Annotated in this window: 21 protein-coding genes and 1 tRNA gene; 17 read left to right on the forward strand and 5 right to left on the reverse strand. The window is 59.9% G+C overall.

Going from position 1 to position 20,427, the window contains the following annotated elements; genetic code table 11:
• Nucleotides 1-55 precede the first annotated feature (55 nt).
• From EXR36_02300 to EXR36_02320, 5 genes are read left to right on the forward strand one after another with little or no spacing between them, the layout of a single operon-like run.
• Nucleotides 56-844 (forward strand): ABC transporter ATP-binding protein, encoded by a 789-nt coding sequence (locus EXR36_02300; protein MSQ58493.1) that lies wholly within the window; start codon nucleotides 56-58, stop codon nucleotides 842-844.
• A gap of 10 nt (nucleotides 845-854) precedes the next feature.
• The gene (locus tag EXR36_02305) at nucleotides 855-1,568 is read left to right on the forward strand and encodes an ABC transporter ATP-binding protein (GenBank protein MSQ58494.1); all 714 of its coding nucleotides are present in this window, start codon (nucleotides 855-857) and stop codon (nucleotides 1,566-1,568) included.
• Between the two features lie 16 nt (nucleotides 1,569-1,584).
• Nucleotides 1,585-3,003, forward strand: a complete 1,419-nt coding sequence (locus tag EXR36_02310) for an amidase (GenBank protein ID MSQ58495.1) — start codon at nucleotides 1,585-1,587, stop codon at nucleotides 3,001-3,003.
• A 45-nt stretch (nucleotides 3,004-3,048) separates the two neighbouring features.
• Nucleotides 3,049-3,921 carry a branched-chain amino acid ABC transporter permease gene (locus tag EXR36_02315; protein ID MSQ58496.1) on the forward strand — a complete coding sequence of 291 codons (873 nt, stop codon included), beginning with the start codon at nucleotides 3,049-3,051 and terminating at the stop codon, nucleotides 3,919-3,921.
• On the forward strand, nucleotides 3,918-4,883 hold the full coding sequence (locus tag EXR36_02320; protein ID MSQ58497.1) for a branched-chain amino acid ABC transporter permease: 966 nt from the start codon (nucleotides 3,918-3,920) through the stop codon (nucleotides 4,881-4,883). The genes EXR36_02315 and EXR36_02320 overlap by 4 nt, the downstream gene beginning before the upstream one ends.
• Here the strand turns inward: EXR36_02320 and EXR36_02325 are convergent.
• On the reverse strand, nucleotides 4,880-5,530 hold the full coding sequence (locus EXR36_02325) for a uracil phosphoribosyltransferase (GenBank protein ID MSQ58498.1): 651 nt from the start codon (nucleotides 5,528-5,530) through the stop codon (nucleotides 4,880-4,882). The two genes, EXR36_02320 and EXR36_02325, sit on opposite strands and share 4 nt — an antisense overlap.
• Before the next feature lie 54 nt (nucleotides 5,531-5,584).
• Here EXR36_02325 and EXR36_02330 point away from each other — a divergent pair, with 54 nt between their 5' ends.
• Nucleotides 5,585-6,007: a DUF3830 family protein gene (locus EXR36_02330; protein MSQ58499.1), complete on the forward strand. Its 423-nt coding sequence runs from the start codon at nucleotides 5,585-5,587 to the stop codon at nucleotides 6,005-6,007.
• 48 nt (nucleotides 6,008-6,055) lie between these two features.
• Here EXR36_02330 and EXR36_02335 read toward each other — a convergent pair whose 3' ends face one another.
• From EXR36_02335 to EXR36_02345, 3 genes are all read right to left on the reverse strand, one after another.
• Nucleotides 6,056-7,093 (reverse strand): GTP-binding protein, encoded by a 1,038-nt coding sequence (locus tag EXR36_02335; GenBank protein MSQ58500.1) that lies wholly within the window; start codon nucleotides 7,091-7,093, stop codon nucleotides 6,056-6,058.
• Nucleotides 7,090-7,416 carry a hypothetical protein gene (locus EXR36_02340; GenBank protein MSQ58501.1) on the reverse strand — a complete coding sequence of 109 codons (327 nt, stop codon included), beginning with the start codon at nucleotides 7,414-7,416 and terminating at the stop codon, nucleotides 7,090-7,092. Before EXR36_02340 ends, EXR36_02335 begins: the two co-directional genes overlap by 4 nt.
• Before the next feature lie 79 nt (nucleotides 7,417-7,495).
• On the reverse strand, nucleotides 7,496-8,377 hold the full coding sequence (locus EXR36_02345; GenBank protein MSQ58502.1) for a polysaccharide deacetylase: 882 nt from the start codon (nucleotides 8,375-8,377) through the stop codon (nucleotides 7,496-7,498).
• A gap of 172 nt (nucleotides 8,378-8,549) precedes the next feature.
• On the opposite strand from EXR36_02345, the gene EXR36_02350 reads away from it, so the two are divergent.
• From EXR36_02350 to EXR36_02385, 8 genes are all read left to right on the forward strand, one after another.
• On the forward strand, nucleotides 8,550-9,563 hold the full coding sequence (locus EXR36_02350; GenBank protein ID MSQ58503.1) for an ornithine cyclodeaminase family protein: 1,014 nt from the start codon (nucleotides 8,550-8,552) through the stop codon (nucleotides 9,561-9,563).
• Between the two features lie 87 nt (nucleotides 9,564-9,650).
• Entirely contained in the window at nucleotides 9,651-10,976 is a 1,326-nt protein-coding gene (locus EXR36_02355) for an extracellular solute-binding protein (GenBank protein MSQ58504.1), read from the forward strand.
• Nucleotides 10,977-11,106: 130 nt separating this feature from the next.
• On the forward strand, nucleotides 11,107-11,967 hold the full coding sequence (locus EXR36_02360) for an ABC transporter permease (protein MSQ58505.1): 861 nt from the start codon (nucleotides 11,107-11,109) through the stop codon (nucleotides 11,965-11,967).
• A gap of 3 nt (nucleotides 11,968-11,970) precedes the next feature.
• A complete protein-coding gene (locus tag EXR36_02365; GenBank protein MSQ58506.1) occupies nucleotides 11,971-12,846 on the forward strand; it encodes an ABC transporter permease in 876 nt (291 codons plus the stop codon).
• Between the two features lie 9 nt (nucleotides 12,847-12,855).
• Nucleotides 12,856-13,953: an ABC transporter ATP-binding protein gene (locus EXR36_02370; protein ID MSQ58507.1), complete on the forward strand. Its 1,098-nt coding sequence runs from the start codon at nucleotides 12,856-12,858 to the stop codon at nucleotides 13,951-13,953.
• 20 nt (nucleotides 13,954-13,973) lie between these two features.
• The gene (hydA, locus tag EXR36_02375) at nucleotides 13,974-15,386 is read left to right on the forward strand and encodes a dihydropyrimidinase (protein ID MSQ58508.1); all 1,413 of its coding nucleotides are present in this window, start codon (nucleotides 13,974-13,976) and stop codon (nucleotides 15,384-15,386) included.
• Nucleotides 15,387-15,399: 13 nt separating this feature from the next.
• On the forward strand, nucleotides 15,400-16,617 hold the full coding sequence (locus tag EXR36_02380; GenBank protein ID MSQ58509.1) for a branched-chain amino acid ABC transporter substrate-binding protein: 1,218 nt from the start codon (nucleotides 15,400-15,402) through the stop codon (nucleotides 16,615-16,617).
• The gene (locus tag EXR36_02385) at nucleotides 16,614-17,372 is read left to right on the forward strand and encodes an SDR family oxidoreductase (protein MSQ58510.1); all 759 of its coding nucleotides are present in this window, start codon (nucleotides 16,614-16,616) and stop codon (nucleotides 17,370-17,372) included. Before EXR36_02380 ends, EXR36_02385 begins: the two co-directional genes overlap by 4 nt.
• A gap of 143 nt (nucleotides 17,373-17,515) precedes the next feature.
• Here EXR36_02385 and EXR36_02390 read toward each other — a convergent pair whose 3' ends face one another.
• Nucleotides 17,516-18,472: an LLM class F420-dependent oxidoreductase gene (locus tag EXR36_02390; GenBank protein ID MSQ58511.1), complete on the reverse strand. Its 957-nt coding sequence runs from the start codon at nucleotides 18,470-18,472 to the stop codon at nucleotides 17,516-17,518.
• A 141-nt stretch (nucleotides 18,473-18,613) separates the two neighbouring features.
• On the opposite strand from EXR36_02390, the gene EXR36_02395 reads away from it, so the two are divergent.
• The 3 genes from EXR36_02395 to EXR36_02405 all read left to right on the forward strand — a co-directional run bounded on the left by EXR36_02395 (nucleotide 18,614) and on the right by EXR36_02405 (nucleotide 20,425).
• Nucleotides 18,614-18,690 (forward strand) — tRNA-Arg (locus EXR36_02395).
• Between the two features lie 177 nt (nucleotides 18,691-18,867).
• Complete coding sequence (locus EXR36_02400; protein MSQ58512.1) at nucleotides 18,868-19,971, forward strand: glutathione S-transferase; 1,104 nt, start codon at nucleotides 18,868-18,870, stop codon at nucleotides 19,969-19,971.
• Between the two features lie 40 nt (nucleotides 19,972-20,011).
• Nucleotides 20,012-20,425: a TfoX family protein gene (locus EXR36_02405; GenBank protein MSQ58513.1), complete on the forward strand. Its 414-nt coding sequence runs from the start codon at nucleotides 20,012-20,014 to the stop codon at nucleotides 20,423-20,425.
• The last annotated feature ends 2 nt before the right edge of the window (nucleotides 20,426-20,427 follow it).

Raw genomic sequence — 20,427 nt, forward strand, 5'->3', positions numbered from 1 at the left:
ACCCGGTCTTTGCCTTGTGGCAGTATCCGCGCATCAATTTAATAAATAAGACAGCATGGGGGAGGCACGGGCACCATCGGCGCAGGCGCTTCTTGGCATCGAGGACGTGACGGTTCGCTTTGGCGGCATCGTCGCGCTGGATGGCGTTTCCTTTCAAGTAGGCGTGGGCCAGATCGTCGGCCTCATAGGCCCCAACGGGGCGGGTAAAACCACGCTTTTCAACTGCCTGTCTCGGCTTTACAACTATGAGCGCGGAACCATTCGTTTCGAGGGCCGGTCCTTGACCGAGGTGCCGCGCCACGAAATCGCCGGTTTGGGGATTGGGCGCACCTTTCAGAATCTCGCCTTGTTCCGCACCATGACGGTGAGGCAAAACGTCATGCTCGGCGGCCATTGCCGCACGCGTGGCGGCTTCTTGGTGAATCTGATGCGTCTTCCCCTTTCCAAGTTCGAGGAGAATCACCTGGAGCGCCAAGCTTCGGATCTGATCGGCCTGCTCGATCTTGGCCCGGTGCAACATAAGCGCGTGATGGACCTTCCCTTCGGTACGCAAAAACGAGTGGAACTCGCTCGTGCACTGGCGAGCCGGCCGAAGCTGCTGCTGTTGGATGAACCCGCGGGTGGTTTGAATCATGATGAGGTAGGCGATCTCATGAACATGATCCGCCGCCTGCGAGATGAGTTGAATCTCACGGTGTTGCTGGTGGAGCATCACATGAACCTGGTGATGCGGGTGTCGGATAAGGTCGTGGTGCTCGATTTCGGCCGCAAGATCGCCGATGGAAAACCCTCGGAAGTGCAAGCGCACCCAGATGTCATTCGCGCTTATCTCGGGGCGGAATGATGAGAGACTAATGGCGGCGATACTGGAATCCACTGGATTGACAGCGGGCTATGGCGCGACGCAGGTGCTGCAGAATGTCGCGTTCAGCGTGGAAGAGGGCGGTATCACCGCCATTCTCGGCGCCAATGGCGCGGGGAAAACGACCTTGCTGCGCGCGGTATGCGCCATGGTGAAGCGCAACGGCGACCTGCGTTTGGGCGGGCAAGACATCAGCGCCAAGGCAACCGAGGATATCGTGCGCCTAGGCGTTGCCCAGGTGCCCGACGGGCGCGGGACGTTCGTCGATTTCACCACGGAGGAGAACTTGCGCGTGGGGGCCTACACGCGCAAGGACAAGGCCGGTGTGGCGCAAGATTTGGAGCGCGTTTTCACCTACTTCCCAAAATTGAAGGAGCGTCGCGGCCAGCAGGCGGGAACGCTCTCGGGTGGCGAGCAGCAGATGCTGGCCATCGCGCGCGCGCTCATGCTGCGGCCGCGCCTGCTATTGTTGGATGAGCCTTCTTTCGGTTTGGCGCCATTGATCGTGCAGGAGATCTTTCGCATCATGCGGCGCATCAACCAAGAAGACAACGTGAGCATGCTGCTGGTGGAGCAGAACGCAAAGCTTGCCTTGGATCTCGCCGGCCACGCCTACGTATTGGAGACTGGGCGGGTCGTGGCTTCCGGGCCTTCTGCTCAGATTCAAAAAGACGAGACCGTGCGCCGGTCCTATCTCGGGCACTGAACAGGCGGCGGGGGCGATGAAAGAATACGAACAATTCGATGCGGTGGGCATGGCGAATCTGGTTCGCACGAAGGCCGTGAGCGCGGAAGAATTGCTCGAAGCCGCCATTACGCGCAGCGAAGCGCTGCGCACCAAGATCAACGCGCTCTGTGTCCCTTGTTACGAGCATGGGCGCGAGGCCATCAAGCGCGGCCTGCCGCCAGGACCGTTCGCGGGCGTGCCCTTCGTGCTGAAGGATTTGCACGCGCTGTGCAACGGCACGCTGAGTTCCTATGGCAGCCGCTTCTTCATGGACAATGTGGCGGACCACGACACCGCGCAAGTCGCGCGCTATAAAAGCGGCGGCCTGGTGATTTTCGGTAAATCTAGCACGCCGGAGTTCGGCCTCACCGTGACCACGGAACCCAAGATATATGGCCCCACACGTAATCCCTGGAACGCGGACTACATGGCCGGTGGTTCCAGCGGCGGTGCCGCAGCGGCGGTGGCGGCGGGCGTCGTGCCCGCGGCGCACGCCACCGATGGGGGCGGTTCCATTCGCATTCCCGCATCGTGCTGCGGCTTGGTGGGATTGAAACCCACGCGAGGGCGCAATCCCGCCGGGCCGGACAGAGGTGAGGGATGGTCGGGCATGAGCCACGAACATGTGGTTACCCGCTCGGTGCGCGACAGTGCCGCCTTGCTCGATCTCACGGCGGGGCCCGATCTGGGCGCACCCTATTTCGCCGAGCGGCCCAAGCGTCCCTTCTTGGCGGAAGTGGGCGCCGATCCGGGAAGACTGCGCATCGGTTTGGCCTTGCGCACCCCGGCGGGTGAGGCGTTGCACGCCGAGTGCGCGGCAGCGGTGCGTGACGCGGCCTTTCTGCTCACCGCCCTGGGACATCACGTGGAAGAGGTGGCATTATCCGCGCTTCCCGAAGATTTTTCCGAATCCTTCCGCACCGCCATCGGCGGGAGTGTTCGCGCGGCGGTGGATAGTTACGCGAAGAAAAAGGGGAAGACCGCGCAGCGCGAACACTTCGAGTACGTGACATGGATGTTCTACGAGATGGGCGGAAAAGCGAGTGCGGCCGATTATGCGCGGGCCGTGCTGGGCATCCATGGGGCCGGCCGCCACGTGGCGCAATGGTTCACCGGTTTCGATCTGCTGCTCACACCCACCCTACCGGATCCTCCCCAGAAAATCGGCGTGTTCAACATGGATTCTCCAGTGCTGGACGATTACGCTCGCGCGATTACCCGGCTCACCTCCTTTACCGCGCCCTTCAACGCCAGCGGTTCGCCGGCGGTGAGTCTGCCGTTGCATTGGACGGCGGACGGATTACCCGTGGGCGTGCAACTGGCCGCGCCTTATGGCGAGGAAGCGATCCTGATTCGCGTGGCAAGCCAGTTGGAAGCAGCGAAGCCGTGGTTCAACCGAAGGCCATCGCAATGAGCTTCCTCCTCCCTCCTCCCCCCTCCCTCCTCCCTTAGAAGGGCCATGGAAGCCTTCCTCCACCAAGTATTCTCAGGGCTTGCCACCGGCGGTATATACGCCAGCTTGGCGCTCGCGTTGGTGATGATTTACCAGTCCACCAATCACATCAATTTCGCTCAAGGCGAGATGGCGATGTTCAGCACCTATCTCGCGTGGACCATGGCGCAGGCGGGCTTTCCCTTTTGGATAGCCTTCGGAGCCACCATCGCGATTTCCTTCGTGGCAGGCGTGATCATCGAACGCGTGATCATCCGTCCCGTGGAGAATGCGCCGGTACTCTCGGTGGTGACCGTGTTCGTCGCGCTCCTAGTCATTCTCAACAGCGTGGCGGGGTGGATCTACACGTACACGATCAAGACTTTTCCCAGCCCCTTTCCCGCCGCGCCGCCCTTCGGCAATAAATACATTTCCTCGCACGAACTGGGCACCATTGGCATCACTTTGGTGATGCTCGTGATGTTGTACTGTTTCTTTCGGTTCACGCCCCTGGGACTCGCGATGCGCGCGGCGGCGCAGAATCCCGTGTCCAGCAAGCTCGCCGGTATTCGGGTGAGTTGGATGCTGGCTTTGGGCTGGGGCTTGGCGGCGGCCGTCGGTGCCGTTGCGGGCGTGCTGGTGGCCCCGGTGATTTATCTCGAACCCAACATGATGGCCGGTGTGCTGCTCTATGCCTTTGCCGCCGCCTTGATGGGCGGTATCGATAGTCCCTTCGGCGCCGTGGTCGGAGGCTTTCTCGTGGGTGTCGTGGAAAATTTGCTGGGGGCCTACGTGATTGGCACCGAATTAAAACTCACGGTAGCGCTGGCCATCATCATTGTCGTACTGCTTGTCAAGCCGAGCGGATTCTTCGGCAAGGTGTTCGTGAGGCGCGTATGAGCGAGGTCATGAAGAGTCCCGCCTCCAAAATCACCGGCATCATCGCGCTCATCGTGCTGGCCACGGTGCTGCCGTTTTTCATCAGCAACTACCGCGTGTTCCAGTTCAACATGGTGCTGGTCTACGCCATCGTGTTGCTGGGCTTGAATCTGCTCACGGGGTACAACGGGCAGATCTCCTTGGGCCACGGTGCTTTCTACGCCATCGGCGCCTACGTGGCCGCCGTATTGATGGACAAATTCGGCTGGCCCTATTGGAGCACCATTCCCGTGGCGGGTATTGTGTGCTTCGTGTCGGGATTCTTGTTCGGCATGCCGGCGCTGCGCTTGAGCGGGCATTACCTCGCGCTGGCGACCTTTGCCTTGGGCGTCGCGATGCCGCAGTTACTGAAGTACAAACATCTGGAAGAATGGACAGGGGGTGTGCAAGGCATCGTGATCATGAAACCCGATCCGCCCTTCGGGTTGAAGATCACCCCTGATCAATGGTTGTATCTCTTCACGCTTGCCATCACCGTGGTGATGTTCGTCCTTGCGTGGAATTTACTGAGGGGGCGGGTGGGCCGCGCACTGGTGGCCATTCGCGACCACCCCGTCGCGGCGGAAGCCATGGGTGTCAACATCTCGCTCTACAAGACCATGACCTTCGGCATCAGCGCCTTGTATACCGGCGTTGCCGGCGCGCTAGGCGCCATCGTCATTCAGTTCGTGGCACCCGACAGCTTTCCAACGGGGCTGTCCATCAGCTTCATGGTGGGTGTGGTGATAGGCGGCGTGGCCTCCATTTCCGGAGCCATCTACGGCGCCTTCTTCATCCAATTCGTTCCCAACTTCGCCGACCAAATTTCCAAGGCCGCGCCTTGGGCAGTCTACGGATTGTTCCTTCTATTTTTCGTCTACCTCATGCCTTTCGGCGTGGCCGGGTCAGTGCGCTGGGTCACGGCGCGGCTGCGCGGGGCCTAATTCTTCGTCCCAAACAACCGGTCGCCCGCGTCGCCCAAGCCGGGGACGATATAAGCGTGATCGTTTAGGTGATCGTCGATGGAAGCCACGTACATGGTCACATCGGGGTGGGCATCGAGATAGGTGCGAATGCCTTCCGGCGTGGCCACCAGGGCGAGGAACTGAATATCCTTGGCCGCCACGCCACGCTTCTTCAGCACATTGACCGCGTGCACGGCCGAGTTGCCCGTGCCAATCATCGGGTCGCACACAAGAAATGCGCGGCCCTCGATTTCCGGAAGCCTCACGATGTACTCCACGGGCCTGTGATGCTCGTCCCGGTACACGCCGATGTGGCCCACGCGGGCCGAGGGGATAAGTTCCAGGAGTCCGTCGGCCATCACGATGCCCGCGCGCAGAATGGGCACCACCGTGAGCTTCTTGCCGGCGATGATGGGCGCATCCATGGCGGTGATGGGAGTTTCGATGGCCCGCGTGGTGAGCGGCAGATGGCGGGTGGCCTCGTAACCCATGAGCAGGGTAATCTCGCGCAACAACTCGCGAAAAGTGCGGGTGGAAGTGGTCTTATCCCGCATGTGGCTGAGCTTGTGCTGTATGAGCGGGTGATCGATCACGAACACGTTCTTGAACCGGGGATCTTGCCGCATGGCGTGTTACTTTCTGGTTGTGAGCGATTGCAAGTTTAGCCTGGAGGAGATTCCATGACGCAAGTGAACATCACGGTGGGTGCGAAGCCCGGCCTCAAATTTACCGCGCGTTTCGAGGAGGCCCTGGCCCCGCGAACGTGCGCCGCCTTCCGCAAGCTGCTTCCCTTCCATAATAAACTCATCCAAACGCGCTGGAGCGGGGAATCGGCCTGGGTACCGCTGGGCACGCTGGACCTCGGCCTGGGTGCCGAGAACGCCACCAGCCACCCCTCGCGCGGCGATATTCTGCTCTATCCTGCGGGGGCGAGCGAGACGGAGATTCTGTTCCCCTACGGTAGCTGTTGCTTCTCCAGTAAGGTGGGCCAGTTGGCCGGCAATCATTTCCTCACCCTCACGTCGGGGCATGAATTGCTCGCGGAAATGGGGCGGCGGGTGCTGTGGGAGGGGGCGCAGGATGTTTCGATCGAGTTGGTGTGATCTCCACCCCACTGAAAATTGCTCGCGTCCAACCGAGAGTGTTTGGTTTTAAGCTTTTATGATCTTACCCATGAACGCCATCAGCGATCTTCGTACGCGCGAGGGTTCCAGTCCTTGAGTGATGAACACGAGCTTCGAGCGGTGGTCCGCATCGGGCCAGCGTTCCATGTGTACTGGAGGATGCACCAGTTGTTGCACGCCGTGGACGGCCACGGGTGCGCTCTCGCCAGCCACGTTGAGGATGCCTTTGACGCGCAGCACTTCGGTGCCGTGACGGTTGAGCAGCATGGTGAGCCATAGCCCGAAGTCCGTCCAATCCAGCGGGTCATCGAAGACCAAGCAGAAGGACTGAATATCGTCTCCATGCCGGTTGGGATCGTGACGATGGCCTGTGTGTATACCGGCCCGGGCTTCTTGCGCGAACCAGCGGCGCACCTCCTCGGTCTTCGAGTCGATATCGAACACGTCCTGCGATAGGAGGCGGCCGGCTTGGTCCTCTTGCGCCGGGGCCATGAGGATCTGCGCGGAATGGTTGAAACGGCGCACTCGTTCGGCGAGCGTATTCACGGTTTGCGTGGTCGTGAGATCGGTCTTGGTGATGACGATGCGGTCCGCCACGGCGCATTGCTTGAGGGATTCCGGCTGGCGGTCGAGATGGCTCTGGCCATTCACCGCATCCAAGGTGGTGATGACATTACCCAGGCGGTAGTGATGGCATAGCACGGGGTCGGCCGTGACGGTGGTGAGCACGGGCAAGGGATCGGCCAAGCCCGTGGTTTCGATCACCAGGCGGCGGAAGGCCGGTACGACGCCCTGGTCGCGCTTGGAGTGCAGTTCGCGCATGGCTTTGGAAAGATCGCCGCGAATGGTGCAACACAGGCAGCCCGATTGGAGCAAAACCGTGGTCTCGTCCACCCGCTCCAGCAGATGATGATCCAACCCCACCTCACCGAATTCGTTGATAAGGACGGCCGTATCGTGCAGCAGCGGTGATCGCAACAAACGCTGCAAGAGCGTGGTCTTGCCCGAGCCGAGAAATCCGGTGAGTACGTTGACCGGGGTGAAGGCAGGAAACGCCTCGCTCATTTTGGCTGCCCGAGCCGCTCCATGAGTGCATCGTCCAGCGGATCGCAACGGCGCCCAGCCAGTTTCTCCGCCGTGGGCCAGAGATGGTTCAGACCGTCGAAGACTTCGCTCTTGCCCGTGAGCGTACGCAGAATGTAAGCGTTGGATTGCCAGTCTTCGAGCGTGAGAGCGTAGTGCTTCAACACCCGGTTGGCCGCCTGAATGCGGTTGGCGCGCTCACGGCGGCGCTCTTGCGGGGAACGATTGCGGGTGTAGACGCCCTCGCGCGCCACGGCGTCGGTCCAGTGGTCTTGACCGCCAAGGATGCCGCACAGGCCGCACATCTTTGTCAGGGAGGAGGGAGGAGGGAGGGGGGCGAAGTTCCTTCCCCCGCTTGCGGGGGAAGGTTAGGATGGCGGGAGACTACTTCTTGCGCGGGCTGCGGCGCGCGAAGTCGTCGGCCATTTCGTTCATGGTGACCCACTTCACGCCCGGGTGCCGGGAGATGTGATTGAAAAAGCGTTCGAGCATCAGCAATACTTGCGGGCGCCCGCTCACGTCCGGGTGGATGGTGATGGGAAACACCGCGTAGTCGTACTCCCGGTAGACCCAATCGAACTGGTCGCGCCACATTTCCTCCAAATGGCGCGGGTTGACGAAGCCGTGGCTGTTGGGGGCTTTCTTGATGAACATCATGGGCGGCAGGTCGTCCAGGTACCAGTTGCCGGCGATTTCGATGAGATCGGTTTCCTTGCCGCGCTTCAATGGCACCATCCACTCGCTCGCTTTCTTGGAGTAGTCGATCTTCGTCCAGGAATCGCCCACGCGCACGTAGTAGGGCTGGAAGTCGTGATGCATCAGCGAGTGGTCATACTTGATGCCGCGCTCCAGCAGCAGTTCGTTGGTGACGTTGCTGAACTCCCACCAAGGCGCCACGTAGCCGGTGGGCCGCTTGCCCTGGAGCTTGCTGACGAGCTCGATGCACTTGTCGAGTACTTCGGTTTCCTGCGAGCGGGTCATGGCGATGGGATTCTCGTGCGTGTAACCGTGGATGCCCACCTCGTGACCGGCCTTGGCCACGGCTTCCATCTCCTTCGGGAAGGTTTCGATGGAGTGGCCCGGGATGAACCAGGTGGTCTTGATACCGAAGCGGTCGAAGAGCTTCAACAACCGGGGTGAGCCCACTTCTCCGGAGAACATGCCGCGCGAGATGTCGTCCGGGGAGTCTTCTCCGCCGTAGGAACCCAACCATCCCGCCACCGCGTCAACGTCTATCCCAAACCCACACAGAATTTCCTTCGCCATGGTTTCCTCCTAGAGTGAAAGTTCTCGGATTAGTTTATCGCTTAAATCCGTCGCGGCGCCACTACCTTGCGTGGCGCCGGCAAATCCCTCGAAAGGGCGTTGACGCTCCCGCCTGGTACGTCTACTCTTCGCGGATAATTGGACTGCCCCGAAGCCAGGGCAGAGGGAGACCATGGAAAGTTGGCGCAATCGCAAGACCCTCATCTTGAGCCGTACCGAGATGATGGGACTGCTTACCCCCGCGGAATACAACGGATGTGTCGAGCAAGCCTACCGCATGCATGGCGAGCGGCGCTTCTACATGGATCCCAAGGGGCACATCGTTCTCGATAAGTATCCAGGCGAGTGGGAGGCCATGCCCTCCTATATCGAGGAGCCCGAGGCCGCCGCTTGCAAATGGGTTTCGATCCGCGAGCGCAACCGCGAGAAATACGATTTGCCGACAGTCTTTTCCATTTTGATCTATACGCACCCCGAGACGGGATTTCCTCTTGCCATCTGCGATGGGAGCTATCACACGGTCATGCGCACCGGTTCGGCGGCGGCGGTGTCGGCCAAGTGGCTGGCGCGCAAGAACTCCAAGGTGCTCGCCATAGCTGGGGCGGGTAATATGGCCGAGGGCGTACTGGCCACCTGCAACGAGATCTTTGCATGGGAAGATGTGCGGGTGTGGAGCCGCTCCCAGAAAACCTTGGACCATTTCCGCGCTACTCAACAGTCCAAGTACAAGAGCTTCAAGATCAAAACGTCCACCAATCTGGAAGAAGTCGTGCGCGGAGCGGACGTGCTGGTCACCGTGACGCCAGCGCGCGGCGCCATCGTCAAGAACGAGTGGATCGGCGAGGGCATGCACATCGCGGCCCTGGGCGCGGACAAGGGTGGCGACCAGGAGCTGGAGGCGAAGATACTTCAGCGCGCACGCATCTTCGTGGACGATATCCGCCAGTGCCGCACCGATGGCGAAATCAATGTGCCGCTCTCGCAAGGGTTATTGCGAGAGCAGGATATCGCGGGCGAGATCGGAGAGGTTGTCACCGGTAAGAAAATAGGGCGCTCCTCGGACAAGGAAATCACCTTGTTCGATTCGACGGGGATCGCCTTGCAGGATTCGGCCACTATTCCGCTGGAGTATGAGCGGGCGGTTGCCGCTGGGGTCGGAATCGAAAAGAAGATGATATCGACCTAAACTCGCGACCTAAACTCGCGATTTGAAATCGCGACCTAAGTCACGTAGCTTGTATTTTCTCGGTTTTTCCATCAAAAGGAGGTTGCCGTGGCATTGAAGGATCGTATTACCTATAAAGCTGTTGCGCAAGATTCCAACACCAACGCCAGCCGCCGCCGGTTCCTTAAAACGGCTGGGGCCGTGACAGGCGCGGCGGCCGGTTCGGGCGCCATTACCGGATTCCCCCTGGTCTGGTCGCAGAACATCAAGGACGTAAAGCTGGTGCAAGTGGGTGGCTCCTACTCCGCCATCAAGGAGATCGCCGACCAGGCCACCAAGGATCTGGGCTTCAAGGTGGAGATGCAGACCGCCGACCACTCAGCACTTCTGAACCGTTTGGTCACCCAGCCGCAGACCATCGATATCGCCGATATCGAGTACTTCTTCCAGCGCCACTTGATCAAGCGTGGCACGCTTCAGCCCATGGACGAGAAGAAGATCAAGCTGTGGGACAAGGTCGTGCCGATTTTCACGAAGGGCACCTATCCCGATGGCAAGAAGGTTTCCGGCCAAGGCGTGTTGCCCTATGAAGTGCAGTACGTGAATGGTCCGGGGGCCAAGGAATTCTCCAAGGGCCCGACCAAGTGGATCACGGGTATCCCCACCGTTTACAACGCCGACACCTTGGGCATTCGTCCCGACATGGTCAAGCGCAAGATCGAGAGCTGGTCCGAGTTGCTCAACCCCGAGTGGAAAGGCAAGACTTCCATCGTGTCCGTGCCTGGCATCGGCATCATGGACGCGGCCATGGCCATCGAAGCGCGCGGGGATATCAAGTACGGCGACAAGGGCAACATGACCAAGGCCGAGATCGATAAAACCATCAAGATTCTCAAGGCCGCGAAGAAGGCGGGCCAATTCCGCGCCATGTGGGCTACCTTCGACGAGTCCGTGAACCTCATGGCGGCGGGCGAAACCATCGTTCAATCCATGTGGTCACCGGCCGTGACCGCCGTGCGTTCGCGCGGCATACCGTGCTACTACGCACCGCTCAAGGAAGGCTATCGCGCCTGGGGAAGCTGCATCGCCCCCATGGCCCACCTCAAGGGCATCCAGCTTGACGCGGCCTACGAGTACATCAATTGGTATATGTCGGGCTGGCAGGCGGGTTTCATCGCCAAGCAAGGCTATTACAGTTCCGTCCCCGAGGCCGCCAAGAAATTCATGACCGAGGACGAGTACGGTTATTGGTACGAGGGCAAAGCAGCCAAGGGCGAGATCAAGGATCCCTACGGCAGTACCATGGAGAAAGCCGGTGCCGTGCGCGACGGCGGCGCCTTCTGGGATCGCATGGGTAAGGTCGCGTGCTGGAATACGTTGATGGACGAGAACCAGTACATGGTCAAGAAGTGGAATGAGTTCTTGGCGTCCTGATTTTTAAGGAGCCAGGAGCTAGGAACTAGGGGGGAGAGCTTTTCGTCTCCTCCCGCTCCGGTATCCAATCGCGCCGCTGTCTTTTCTCTGTCCTCCGTCCTCCGTCCTCCGTCCTCCGTCTTCTGATAGCGTGAAAATCTCGCCTACACTAACGTCCTATCTCCAGATCGGGCCGCTGCTACTGGTGCTGCTGCTTTTCTTCGGCATCCCCTTGCTGGTGGTCGTTGCCTATAGTTTTTTTCAATTCGACGGCATCGATTCCGTTCCCGGCTTCGATTTCCTCAACTACATCGACGTGCTGACTTCCGAAGTGACGGTGTCGTTGTACGTGAAGACTCTCTTCTACGCCGTGGTCGTGTGGGCCATAACCCTGTTCATCGGGTTCACGGTGGCTTATTTCCTTGCCTTCCATGTTCAGAGTCTCATTTGGCAGATGGCGCTGTTTCTCCTATGTACCGTGCCTTTCTGGACTTCCAACATCATTCGCATGATTTCCTGGATTCCGTTTCTCGGGCGCAACGGAATTTTCAATAACGCGCTCATCGGCGCCGGCATCACTAAAGAGCCGCTCGAATTTCTGCTGTTCTCGGATTTCGCGGTCATCATCGCCTACGTGCATTTGTTCACCCTCTTCATGATCGTGCCCATCTTCAATTCCATGGCCCGCATCGACAAGTCGCTCATCGAGGCCGCGCGCGATGGCGGCGCCGGGGGCTGGCGCATCATATGGGACATCATAGTGCCGCTGTCCAAAACCGGCATCGCCCTGGGTTCTATTTTCGTCATCACCTTGGTCATGGGAGATTTCTTCGTGGTCAAGGTCATGAGCGGCAGCCAGTCCGCTTCCATCGCCTTGGCCATGTCCAACCAAATCGCCATGGTGCAGTATCCGCCTGCCGCGGCCAGCGCGGTCATCTTGCTCATCGTGGTGAGCTTGATGGTGGCAGCCATTCTTCGCGTGGTCGATGTGCGAAAAGAGATCGCGGGCTAGGCTATGCGCAAAATACAAACGGGCAAACGACCCTTGAGTTTCTACGCGCTGAGCGGCTTCTTCACACTGTTCGTGCTGTTTCTCTACGGGCCCATGTCGGCCATTTACATCTTGTCGTTTCAAGGCCCCACCGGCGGGCTCACCTTTCCCATGCGGGGCTGGTCCTTGCATTGGTTCGGCGCCTTGTTCGCGCAGCAGCGCACGGGGGATTTCGCGGGGGCCTTTACCCGCTCCATGATTCTCGCGGGCATGGTGTTGGTGCTAACGGTCGCTATTTCAGTCGTCGCTGGGCTGGCCTTCCGCCGGCGCTTCGTTGGTTCTGCCTTCGTGTTCTATCTGGCGGTGGCAAGCCTCATCATGCCAGGCCTGTTGGTGGGCTTGGGCGTGGGCCTGACCTTTCAAACCATGGGGGTTCAAACCAAGTGGTACGCCTCGGCCCTGGGCACCCAGCTCACGTGGACCTTGCCCTTTGGCATGCTGATCATGTTCGCGGTGTTCAGCCGCTTTGACCGCGCCTATGAAGAAGCCGCGCGCGATTTGGGCGCCACCAACTGGCAGATATTCTTGTGGGTGGTGCTGCCCATCTTGTTCCCAGGCATGATCGCCGTGGCGTTGTTTGGATTCACTCTTTCCTACGACGAGTTTCCTCGCACCTTGCTCACCTCCGGGGCCGCGAACACCCTCCCGATGGAAATTTGGGGCATGACCACGAACGTGACCTCGCCGGCACTCTACGCCTTGGGCACCGTCACCACCCTGGTGTCCTTCGCCGCCATCTCCCTGGCCCTGGGCTCCATCGCCATCATTCAGCGCCGGCGCACGCGCGCGGGCATCAAGAGCGAAAACGACGCGAAGAACGCGATTTCAGGACATCACTAAGAACTCAGCATGGGCAATTCAACCAAGGGCGATATCGAGCTGGCGCGCGTGACCAAGCGCTTTGGGGAAACGGTGGCGGTGCGCGAAATCGATCTCAAGATTCCAGGCGGCGCCTACTGTTGTTTGCTGGGGCCCTCGGGTTGCGGCAAGACCACCATCTTGCGCATGATCGCGGGCCACGAAGATCCCACGCAGGGCGATGTACTCATCGATGGCGAACGTGTCAACGGCGAGCCTCCGGTGCGCCGGGGTACCGCCATGATGTTTCAGAGCTACGCGCTATTTCCGCATCTCACCTGCGCGGAAAACGTGGCTTTCAATCTCAAGGTACGTGGCATCCCCAGGACCGAGCGCTTGGCCAAGGCCAGGGATATGTTGGCGCAAGTACGCATGGAGCAGTTTGCCGACCGGGTGCCGGCCCAACTCTCCGGCGGGCAACAGCAGCGCATCGCGCTCGCGCGGGCACTCATCACCAACCCTCGCGTGCTCTTGCTCGATGAACCGCTTTCCGCCCTGGACGAGTTTCTGCGCTTGCGGATGCGTGGTGAACTAAAGCGCATGCAAAAGGAGTTCGGCATCACCTTCATCCACGTGACTCACACGCAAATGGAGGCCATCGCCCTGGCGGACATGGTGGTGGTGATGGACCAGGGCCGCATCGAACAGGCTGGCCCCGCGCGCGAGGTCTACGAGCGCCCTCGCACCAGCTACGTGGCCCGGTTCATGGGCGGGCAGAATGTACTGGCGGGGAAGGTTCTGGAGCATCTGGGCGATCACGTTCTCGTGCAATGCGGGCCGCGCAAGGTGCGTGTTTCCGTGGCGGGTGCCATGAAAGCGGGGGATCTTTTCAATGCCTCCATACGCCGCGATCGCATCACGGTGCGCCGCGCGCCGGGCGAAAACACCGAGGCCGGATTGAACTCCATCGTTGGAAGAGTCGGCACCATCGAATACCAAGGCTCGTGGGTGAAGCTTCCCGTCGAAGGTGCCATGGGCGAGGAGTTCGTGGCCAACCTGCTGGATAATGATTACTTCGCCGAACCGGTCCAGTCCGGTGACTGGGTCACAGCCGCCTGGAAAGCCGAGGAAATGCACTACGTGACCTAGTCTATGGAGGAGCACGGGCAATGGCTTCAACACTTATAAAGAACGGCCGCATCGTCACCGCGGTGGATGACTACACCGCGGACATTCTCGTGGTGGACGGGCGCATACAAACCATCGGCAAGAACCTCGTGGCGGGCGCGGACGCGCAAGTGCACGACGCCAGCGGATTGCTGGTGCTGCCCGGCGGCGTGGACGTGCATACCCATCTCGACTGGGAATTCGGTCCCACCTATACCGTGGATACCTTCGGTACGGGTACCAAGTCCGCGGCCTTTGGTGGCACCACCACGCTGATCGATTTTTGCAACCAGACCAAGGGCGAGAGCCCGCTCAAGGGCCTGGAGAACTGGCACGAGCGGCGCAAGAGCGCGGCCGTGGACGTCGGCGCCCACATGATCATGCTGGACGTGAACGATCAAAGCCTGGCTGACATGAAGACCCTTATCCGCAACGAGGGCGTCACCACCTTCAAACTGTTCATGGCCTATCCCGGCGTGTTGATGGTGGACGATGGCGCGCTGTTCAAGGCCATGCGCATCGCGGGCGCCAATGGCGCCATGACCTGCGTTCACGCCGAGAACGGGCAAGTCATCTCCGTGCTGGTGAAAGAAGCCCTCGAGGCTGGCATGACGGCACCCAAATACCACGCCACCACGCGGCCTTCCATACTCGAAGGCGAGGCGACTCATCGCGCCATTCGCTTGTCCGAGCTGGCGCAATCGCCCCTATACATCGTGCACCTATCCGCCGGCGAGGCGCTCCACGCCGTGACGGAAGCGCGTGACCGCGGCATCCCCGTGCACGCGGAGACTTGTCCTCATTATTTGTTCCTCACGGCGCAAGACTACGAGCGGCCCGAATTCGAAGGCGCCAAGTACGTGATGACTCCGCCCTTGCGTGACCACCATCACCAGAACCAGCTTTGGCGCGGACTCAAGACGGACGACTTGCAAGTGGTATCCACGGATCATTGCCCCTTCTGCTTCAACGAGCAACCCTATGGAATGAAGTATTCAAAGCAGCAGGGGGCCAACGACTTCAGCAAGATTCCCAACGGGGCGCCGGGCGTGGAAACGCGCTTACCCCTCATCTTCGACGGGGCGGTGTTAAAGCACGGCATGTCCATCAACCGCTTCGTGGAAATCACCTCCACCGCGCCGGCCAAGCTCTTCGGGCTGTTCCCGAAGAAAGGTACCATTGCCGTGGGGACCGACGGCGACATCGTCCTATTCGATCCCAAGGAGCAATGGACCATTCGCCAGGCGGAGCAGCATAGCCGCAGCGATTACACCTTGTTCGAAGGGCGTAATGTGACGGGCCGTGTAAAGAAAGTATTACTTCGCGGCCAGTGCATCGTTGAGGGTGCTGCGTGGAAGGGTAGGGAAGGAATGGGCGAATACTTGCGCCGGGGCGAAGCAGGAAGAATTAAATGAACGAGGAGACCTTATGAAATTTACGAGACGTGCCTATGTGGTGGCGCTGGCCAGTGCCGCCGTGCTGCTGGCCGCGCCGAATGCTTTTGCCCAAAAGAAGTATGGCCCTGGAGCGAGCGACACGGAAATCAAGATCGGCCAGACCATGCCCTACAGCGGGCCGGCCTCAGCCTACGCCGCCATCGGCAAGACCGAGGTGGCCTACTTTCAGATGATCAACGACCAGGGGGGCATCAATGGCCGCAAGATCAACTTGATCAGCTTGGACGATGGCTATTCGCCGCCGCGCGCCGTGGAACAGGTGCGCCGGCTGGTGGAGGAAGAGCAGGTACTGGCGCTATTTCAAACGCTCGGCACGCCCACCAACACGGCCATCCACAAGTACGTGAACGCCAAGAAGGTGCCGCATCTTTTCATCGCGACTGGGGCGACCAAGTGGGGCGACCCGAAAAGTCACCCGTGGACCATGGGCTGGCAGCCCACTTACCAAACCGAGGCAAATATCTATGCCAGGTACATACTGGCACACAAGCCTAATGCAAAGGTCGCGATCCTTTATCAGAACGACGATTACGGCAAAGACTACTTGAAGGGATTCAAGGACGGGTTGGGCGACAAGGCCGCGAGCCTTATCGTAGCGGAGGTGAGTTACGAAGTAACAGACCCTACCGTGGATTCCCAAATCGTCACGCTTAAAGCTTCGGGCGCGGATACGTTCTTCAACATCACCACGCCGAAGTTCGCTGCCCAGGCCATTCGCAAAGTGCATGACATGGGCTGGAAGCCGCTACATTTCCTGAACAACGTATCGTCCTCCGTGGGGTCGACGCTTACGCCTGCCGGGCTGGAAAAATCCGCGGGAATCATTACCGCGCAGTACATGAAGGATGCCGCCGATCCGCAGTGGAACAAGGATCCTGCCATGCAGCGCTGGCGCGAGTTCATGGCGAAGTACATGCCCGGCGCCGACTTGAGCGACATAATGCACGTGTACGGGTACGCCGTGGCACAACTCATGGTCCAAGTCATCAAGCAATGCGGGGACGATCTCACGCGAGAGAATCTCATGAAGCATGCGGCCAGCGTGAAGAGCTTTGAGCCCGACGGCCTGCTTCCGGGCATCAAGAACAACACCAGTCCTACAGACTACTACCCTATTGAACAAGTGCAACTCCAGCAGTTCGACGGCAAGCGTTGGGTATTGTTTGGCTCGCTGATGGGGCACGAATGAAACCCATAAATCTCACCGGCCGCGTCGCGGTCATCACTGGAGCCAGCCGGGGTATCGGCCGCGCCACCGCACTGGAATTCGCGAGCGTTGGGGCCAAGCTGGCGCTCGTTAGCCGCAACGAAGCCAAGCTTGCTGAAACGCTCGCCATGGTACGCGCCGCCGGCGCGGAAGCGGAAATCTATCTATGCGACGTGCGTGATGAGGCGCAAGTGAAGCAGGTGGCGGAGAAGGTCAAGACGCGCTTCGGCAACGCGCATATCCTCGTCAACAATGCCGGCACCGCCATCCGCAAGAACATCATCGATTTCACCTATGAAGAATGGCGCACCCAAATCGACACTAACATCAGCGGCGTGTTCCTGATGTGCAAGTACATCGTGCCGCTCATGAAGGGCCAAGGCTATGGGCGGGTGATCAATCTCGCCTCCATCATGGCCCATGTATCGAGCACGGGGCGCGGTGTTTACTCCGCCACCAAACACGCGGTTCTGGGCCTCACACGCGCGCTCGCGCTCGAATTAGTGGACGACAAGATCAACGTGGTTGCCATCAGCCCGGGATTCATCGCCACCGATCTCACCGCGCCGCTGCGCGCCGACCCGGCCAAGAACGCGGCGCTCATGGATCAAACCCCCATGCGGCGCTGGGGCACGGCCGAAGAAATCGCCTCCATGGCCCTATACATCTGCTCCGATGCCGCCGCCTTCATGACGGGCAGCGATGTGCTGATCGATGGGGGTTGGTGCGCGCAGTAGGTTTAAGGCATCGAACTTCAAAATCCCACCACAGAGACACAGAGGCACAGAGGCACAGAGGAAGGCAAATTCCAGAGAGGAAAGAAAACACCTTCAAAAGGCTTTCTCTGTGCCTCTGTGTCTCTGTGGTGAAAGGGTTCTTACTACCTCACCTTCGGCATGATCTCGCTAGCGAAGCGCTCCATCGCCGCGATGGATTCCTCCAGCGTCGCGCGCTGGAAGGAGAACAGTAATTCCTTCATCCCCATTTCCTTGAACCGCAGGATGTCCTCGACGACGTTGGCGTCGGTGCCGGTGAAGAGCTGGCGTTTGCCATCGTCCGTGGTCACGAGGTTGTTTTCCTTATACCAATTCGCCCAGTAGACGACTCCGATGGATTTCGGATCGCGTTTGATTTTCTCCGCCTCCTGATGCAACTTCGCGATGCCGCCGTTCAAGCGTTCCACGGTGTTCAACGGAAACTCCGGATTGGTGCCGATGGGGTACCAAGCATCGCCGATGCGCGCCGTGCGGCGCAGCGCCGCCGGGCTTTCGCCGCCCACCCAGATGGGCAGGTGAGGGCGTTGCACGGGCTTCGGGAGAAACGAGATGTTGCTGAAGCGCACGTACTTGCCCTCGAAGCGCGGATTGTCCTCGGTCCACAAAATCTTGAACGCATCCAGATATTCGTCCGTGACCTTGCCGCGCTCGGCGAAAGGCGGCGCACCCAGCGCCTGAAATTCCTCGTCCATCCACCCGGCGCCCACGCCCAGCGTTACGCGCCCGTTGGACAACACGTCGATGGTCGCCAGCAGCTTGGCGGTATACAGGGCAGGGCGGTGTGGCACGACCATCACCGATGTGAGCAGCCGCGCCTTCTTGGTAATGGCCGCCAGATAAGTCATGACGGCCAGCGGTTCCATGCAATGACCGAGATTCGCGCCCGCCATCTTGCGATTCGCGCTGTAGGGGTAAGGCGAGGCGATGGAAGTGGGAATGACGATATGATCGGGAATGGCCAGATATGTAAAGCCCAGAGCCTCGCCTTTCGTGGCGAATGCCGTGATGGAATGCGTGTCCGCGAGCGCGCCGCGAATGGCGATGTTGAAGCCGAAATCCATATTGCACTCCTCAGATAATTTGCATGCGGGGCCATGTTAGCAAGGAACCCGGATCGCCTGATTCGCGGTATCTCTGGCTGGTGGTTGGCATGACGCGACGGTACCCGGTGCTAAACTGCGCGCTCATCCCGCAAGGCACGCGCGCCCATAGCTCAGTTGGATAGAGTACCTGGCTTCGAACCAGGTGGTCGGGAGTTCGAGTCTCTCTGGGCGCGCCAGAAAATCAATGCGTTATATGAGGAATGGCTATTCTTTTTTCTCTCGGTGCTATGCCGAGAGCTATGCCGCGCATGCGATGGCCGTTGCGCTAACCCAATTCATTGGAGACTGACTGCACTCGGCCATGACCCGCCGGATGAAGGCCGCCTGCGGAGCGTCCCCTGTAGCGTGCAAAGCTGCCATGCAGGGCTCGCAAGAAACTACAAGGTAGCCGCCTATTTCGAACGAGATCACTTGAGCGCACGATTCGCGCGCCGCAACGAAAAGTCTTCGACGCTTTCGTGAAGCCGGAGGTGCTCAGCAAATGGTTTGGGCCGCGCGGATTCACTATAACGAATACCGAGATGGATGTGAAAGTGGGCGGGCGCTACCGCATCACCATGCGGGCGCGCACCGGCGAGAGCCACACTGTCGTGGGGGAATACCGGGAAATAAACCCCTCCGAGCGTCTTGCGTTCACTTGGCAGTGGGAAGCCGCCGATATGGAGGCCATGGGCGAGACTTTGGTCACCTTGACCTTCGCGGAAAAGGCGGGGGCGACTTACCTCAAGGTTCATCACGCCGGATTCCCGGCGGCGCAAGCGCGCGACGCGCACAATGGCGGATGGAACTCCATGTTTAATTGCTTGCTGGATCATGTGGACGAGCGCGGCAGCGCCGCGACGCTCACGTTGTATGGCGACCCTCGCAGCACCTACACGAGAAGCGTGCGCATGGGGTTGGCGGAGAAAGGGTTGGCGTACACGCTGCAACCGGAGGGGCCGGGAAGCGAGACCATCGCCGCACTGAATCCCTTCAAGAAAATTCCGGTCTTCAAGGACGCCGATCTCACCTTGTACGAGACCAGCGCTATTTTGCGCTACTTGGATGAGTCCTTCGAAGGAACCTCCTTGATTGGAGACAACGCACGCTCGCGGGCAACGATGGAGCAGTGGGTGAGTGCCATCAATTGCTACTTGTACCAGGTGTTCATTCGCGGCTATGTCATTCCTTACGTGTTTCCAAAGGGGCCGGGCGGAAAACCTGACCGGAGCGTGATCGAGGGATCGCTTCCCGCCATGCGCGAATATCTCGCGGTTCTCGATAAGGCCTACGGTTCCAACGATTATCTGGCGGGTACCGCGTGCACCATGGCGGATCTGATGCTCGCGCCCATCCTGTCTTACGTGCAGTCGCTACCAGAGGGGAAGGACCTGCTGCCAGCCGCTCCCAATGTCCGCCGCGCACATGCTGTGATGAGCGAGCGGCCCAGCTTCAAAGCCACGCAACCACAGGCCTAGGAGGCGTTGTGTCCTTCACGCGAGGCGCGAAAGCGAAGTAGTGCCCGCATTCAAGCCAGTTCCGATGGCGCTCGCCCAGTGCTTCGATGCCAGTCTACCGGGCGATGAGAGGGTGGAAAGGCGCAAGATGTTCGGCTGCCCATGCGCCTTCGTGAACGGCAATATGTTCGCGGGCGTGCATGAGGACAAGCTGATCGTCCGATTACCGCCGGAAGAACGCGAGCGGTCCGTCGAGGAAGGACGTGCCCAACCTTGCGAAATCATGGGCCGTGTCATGCGCGAATACGTGCTGTTGCCCGATCCGTTAGAAAGAAAGGCGGGCGAACTGCGGGGTTGGATCGAGCGCGCGTTCGCTTACGCGAGCGAACTATCCCCGAAGCAGCCGAAGGAGCCGAAGAAAAAGGCCGCGCGCAAAGCCGGGGGAAAGCCTGCCGTGACCCGGCGCGGCCGCTGACC

Source organism: Betaproteobacteria bacterium (assembly GCA_009693245.1).
In the GTDB taxonomy this organism is placed as follows: Bacteria; Pseudomonadota; Gammaproteobacteria; order Burkholderiales; family SHXO01; genus SHXO01.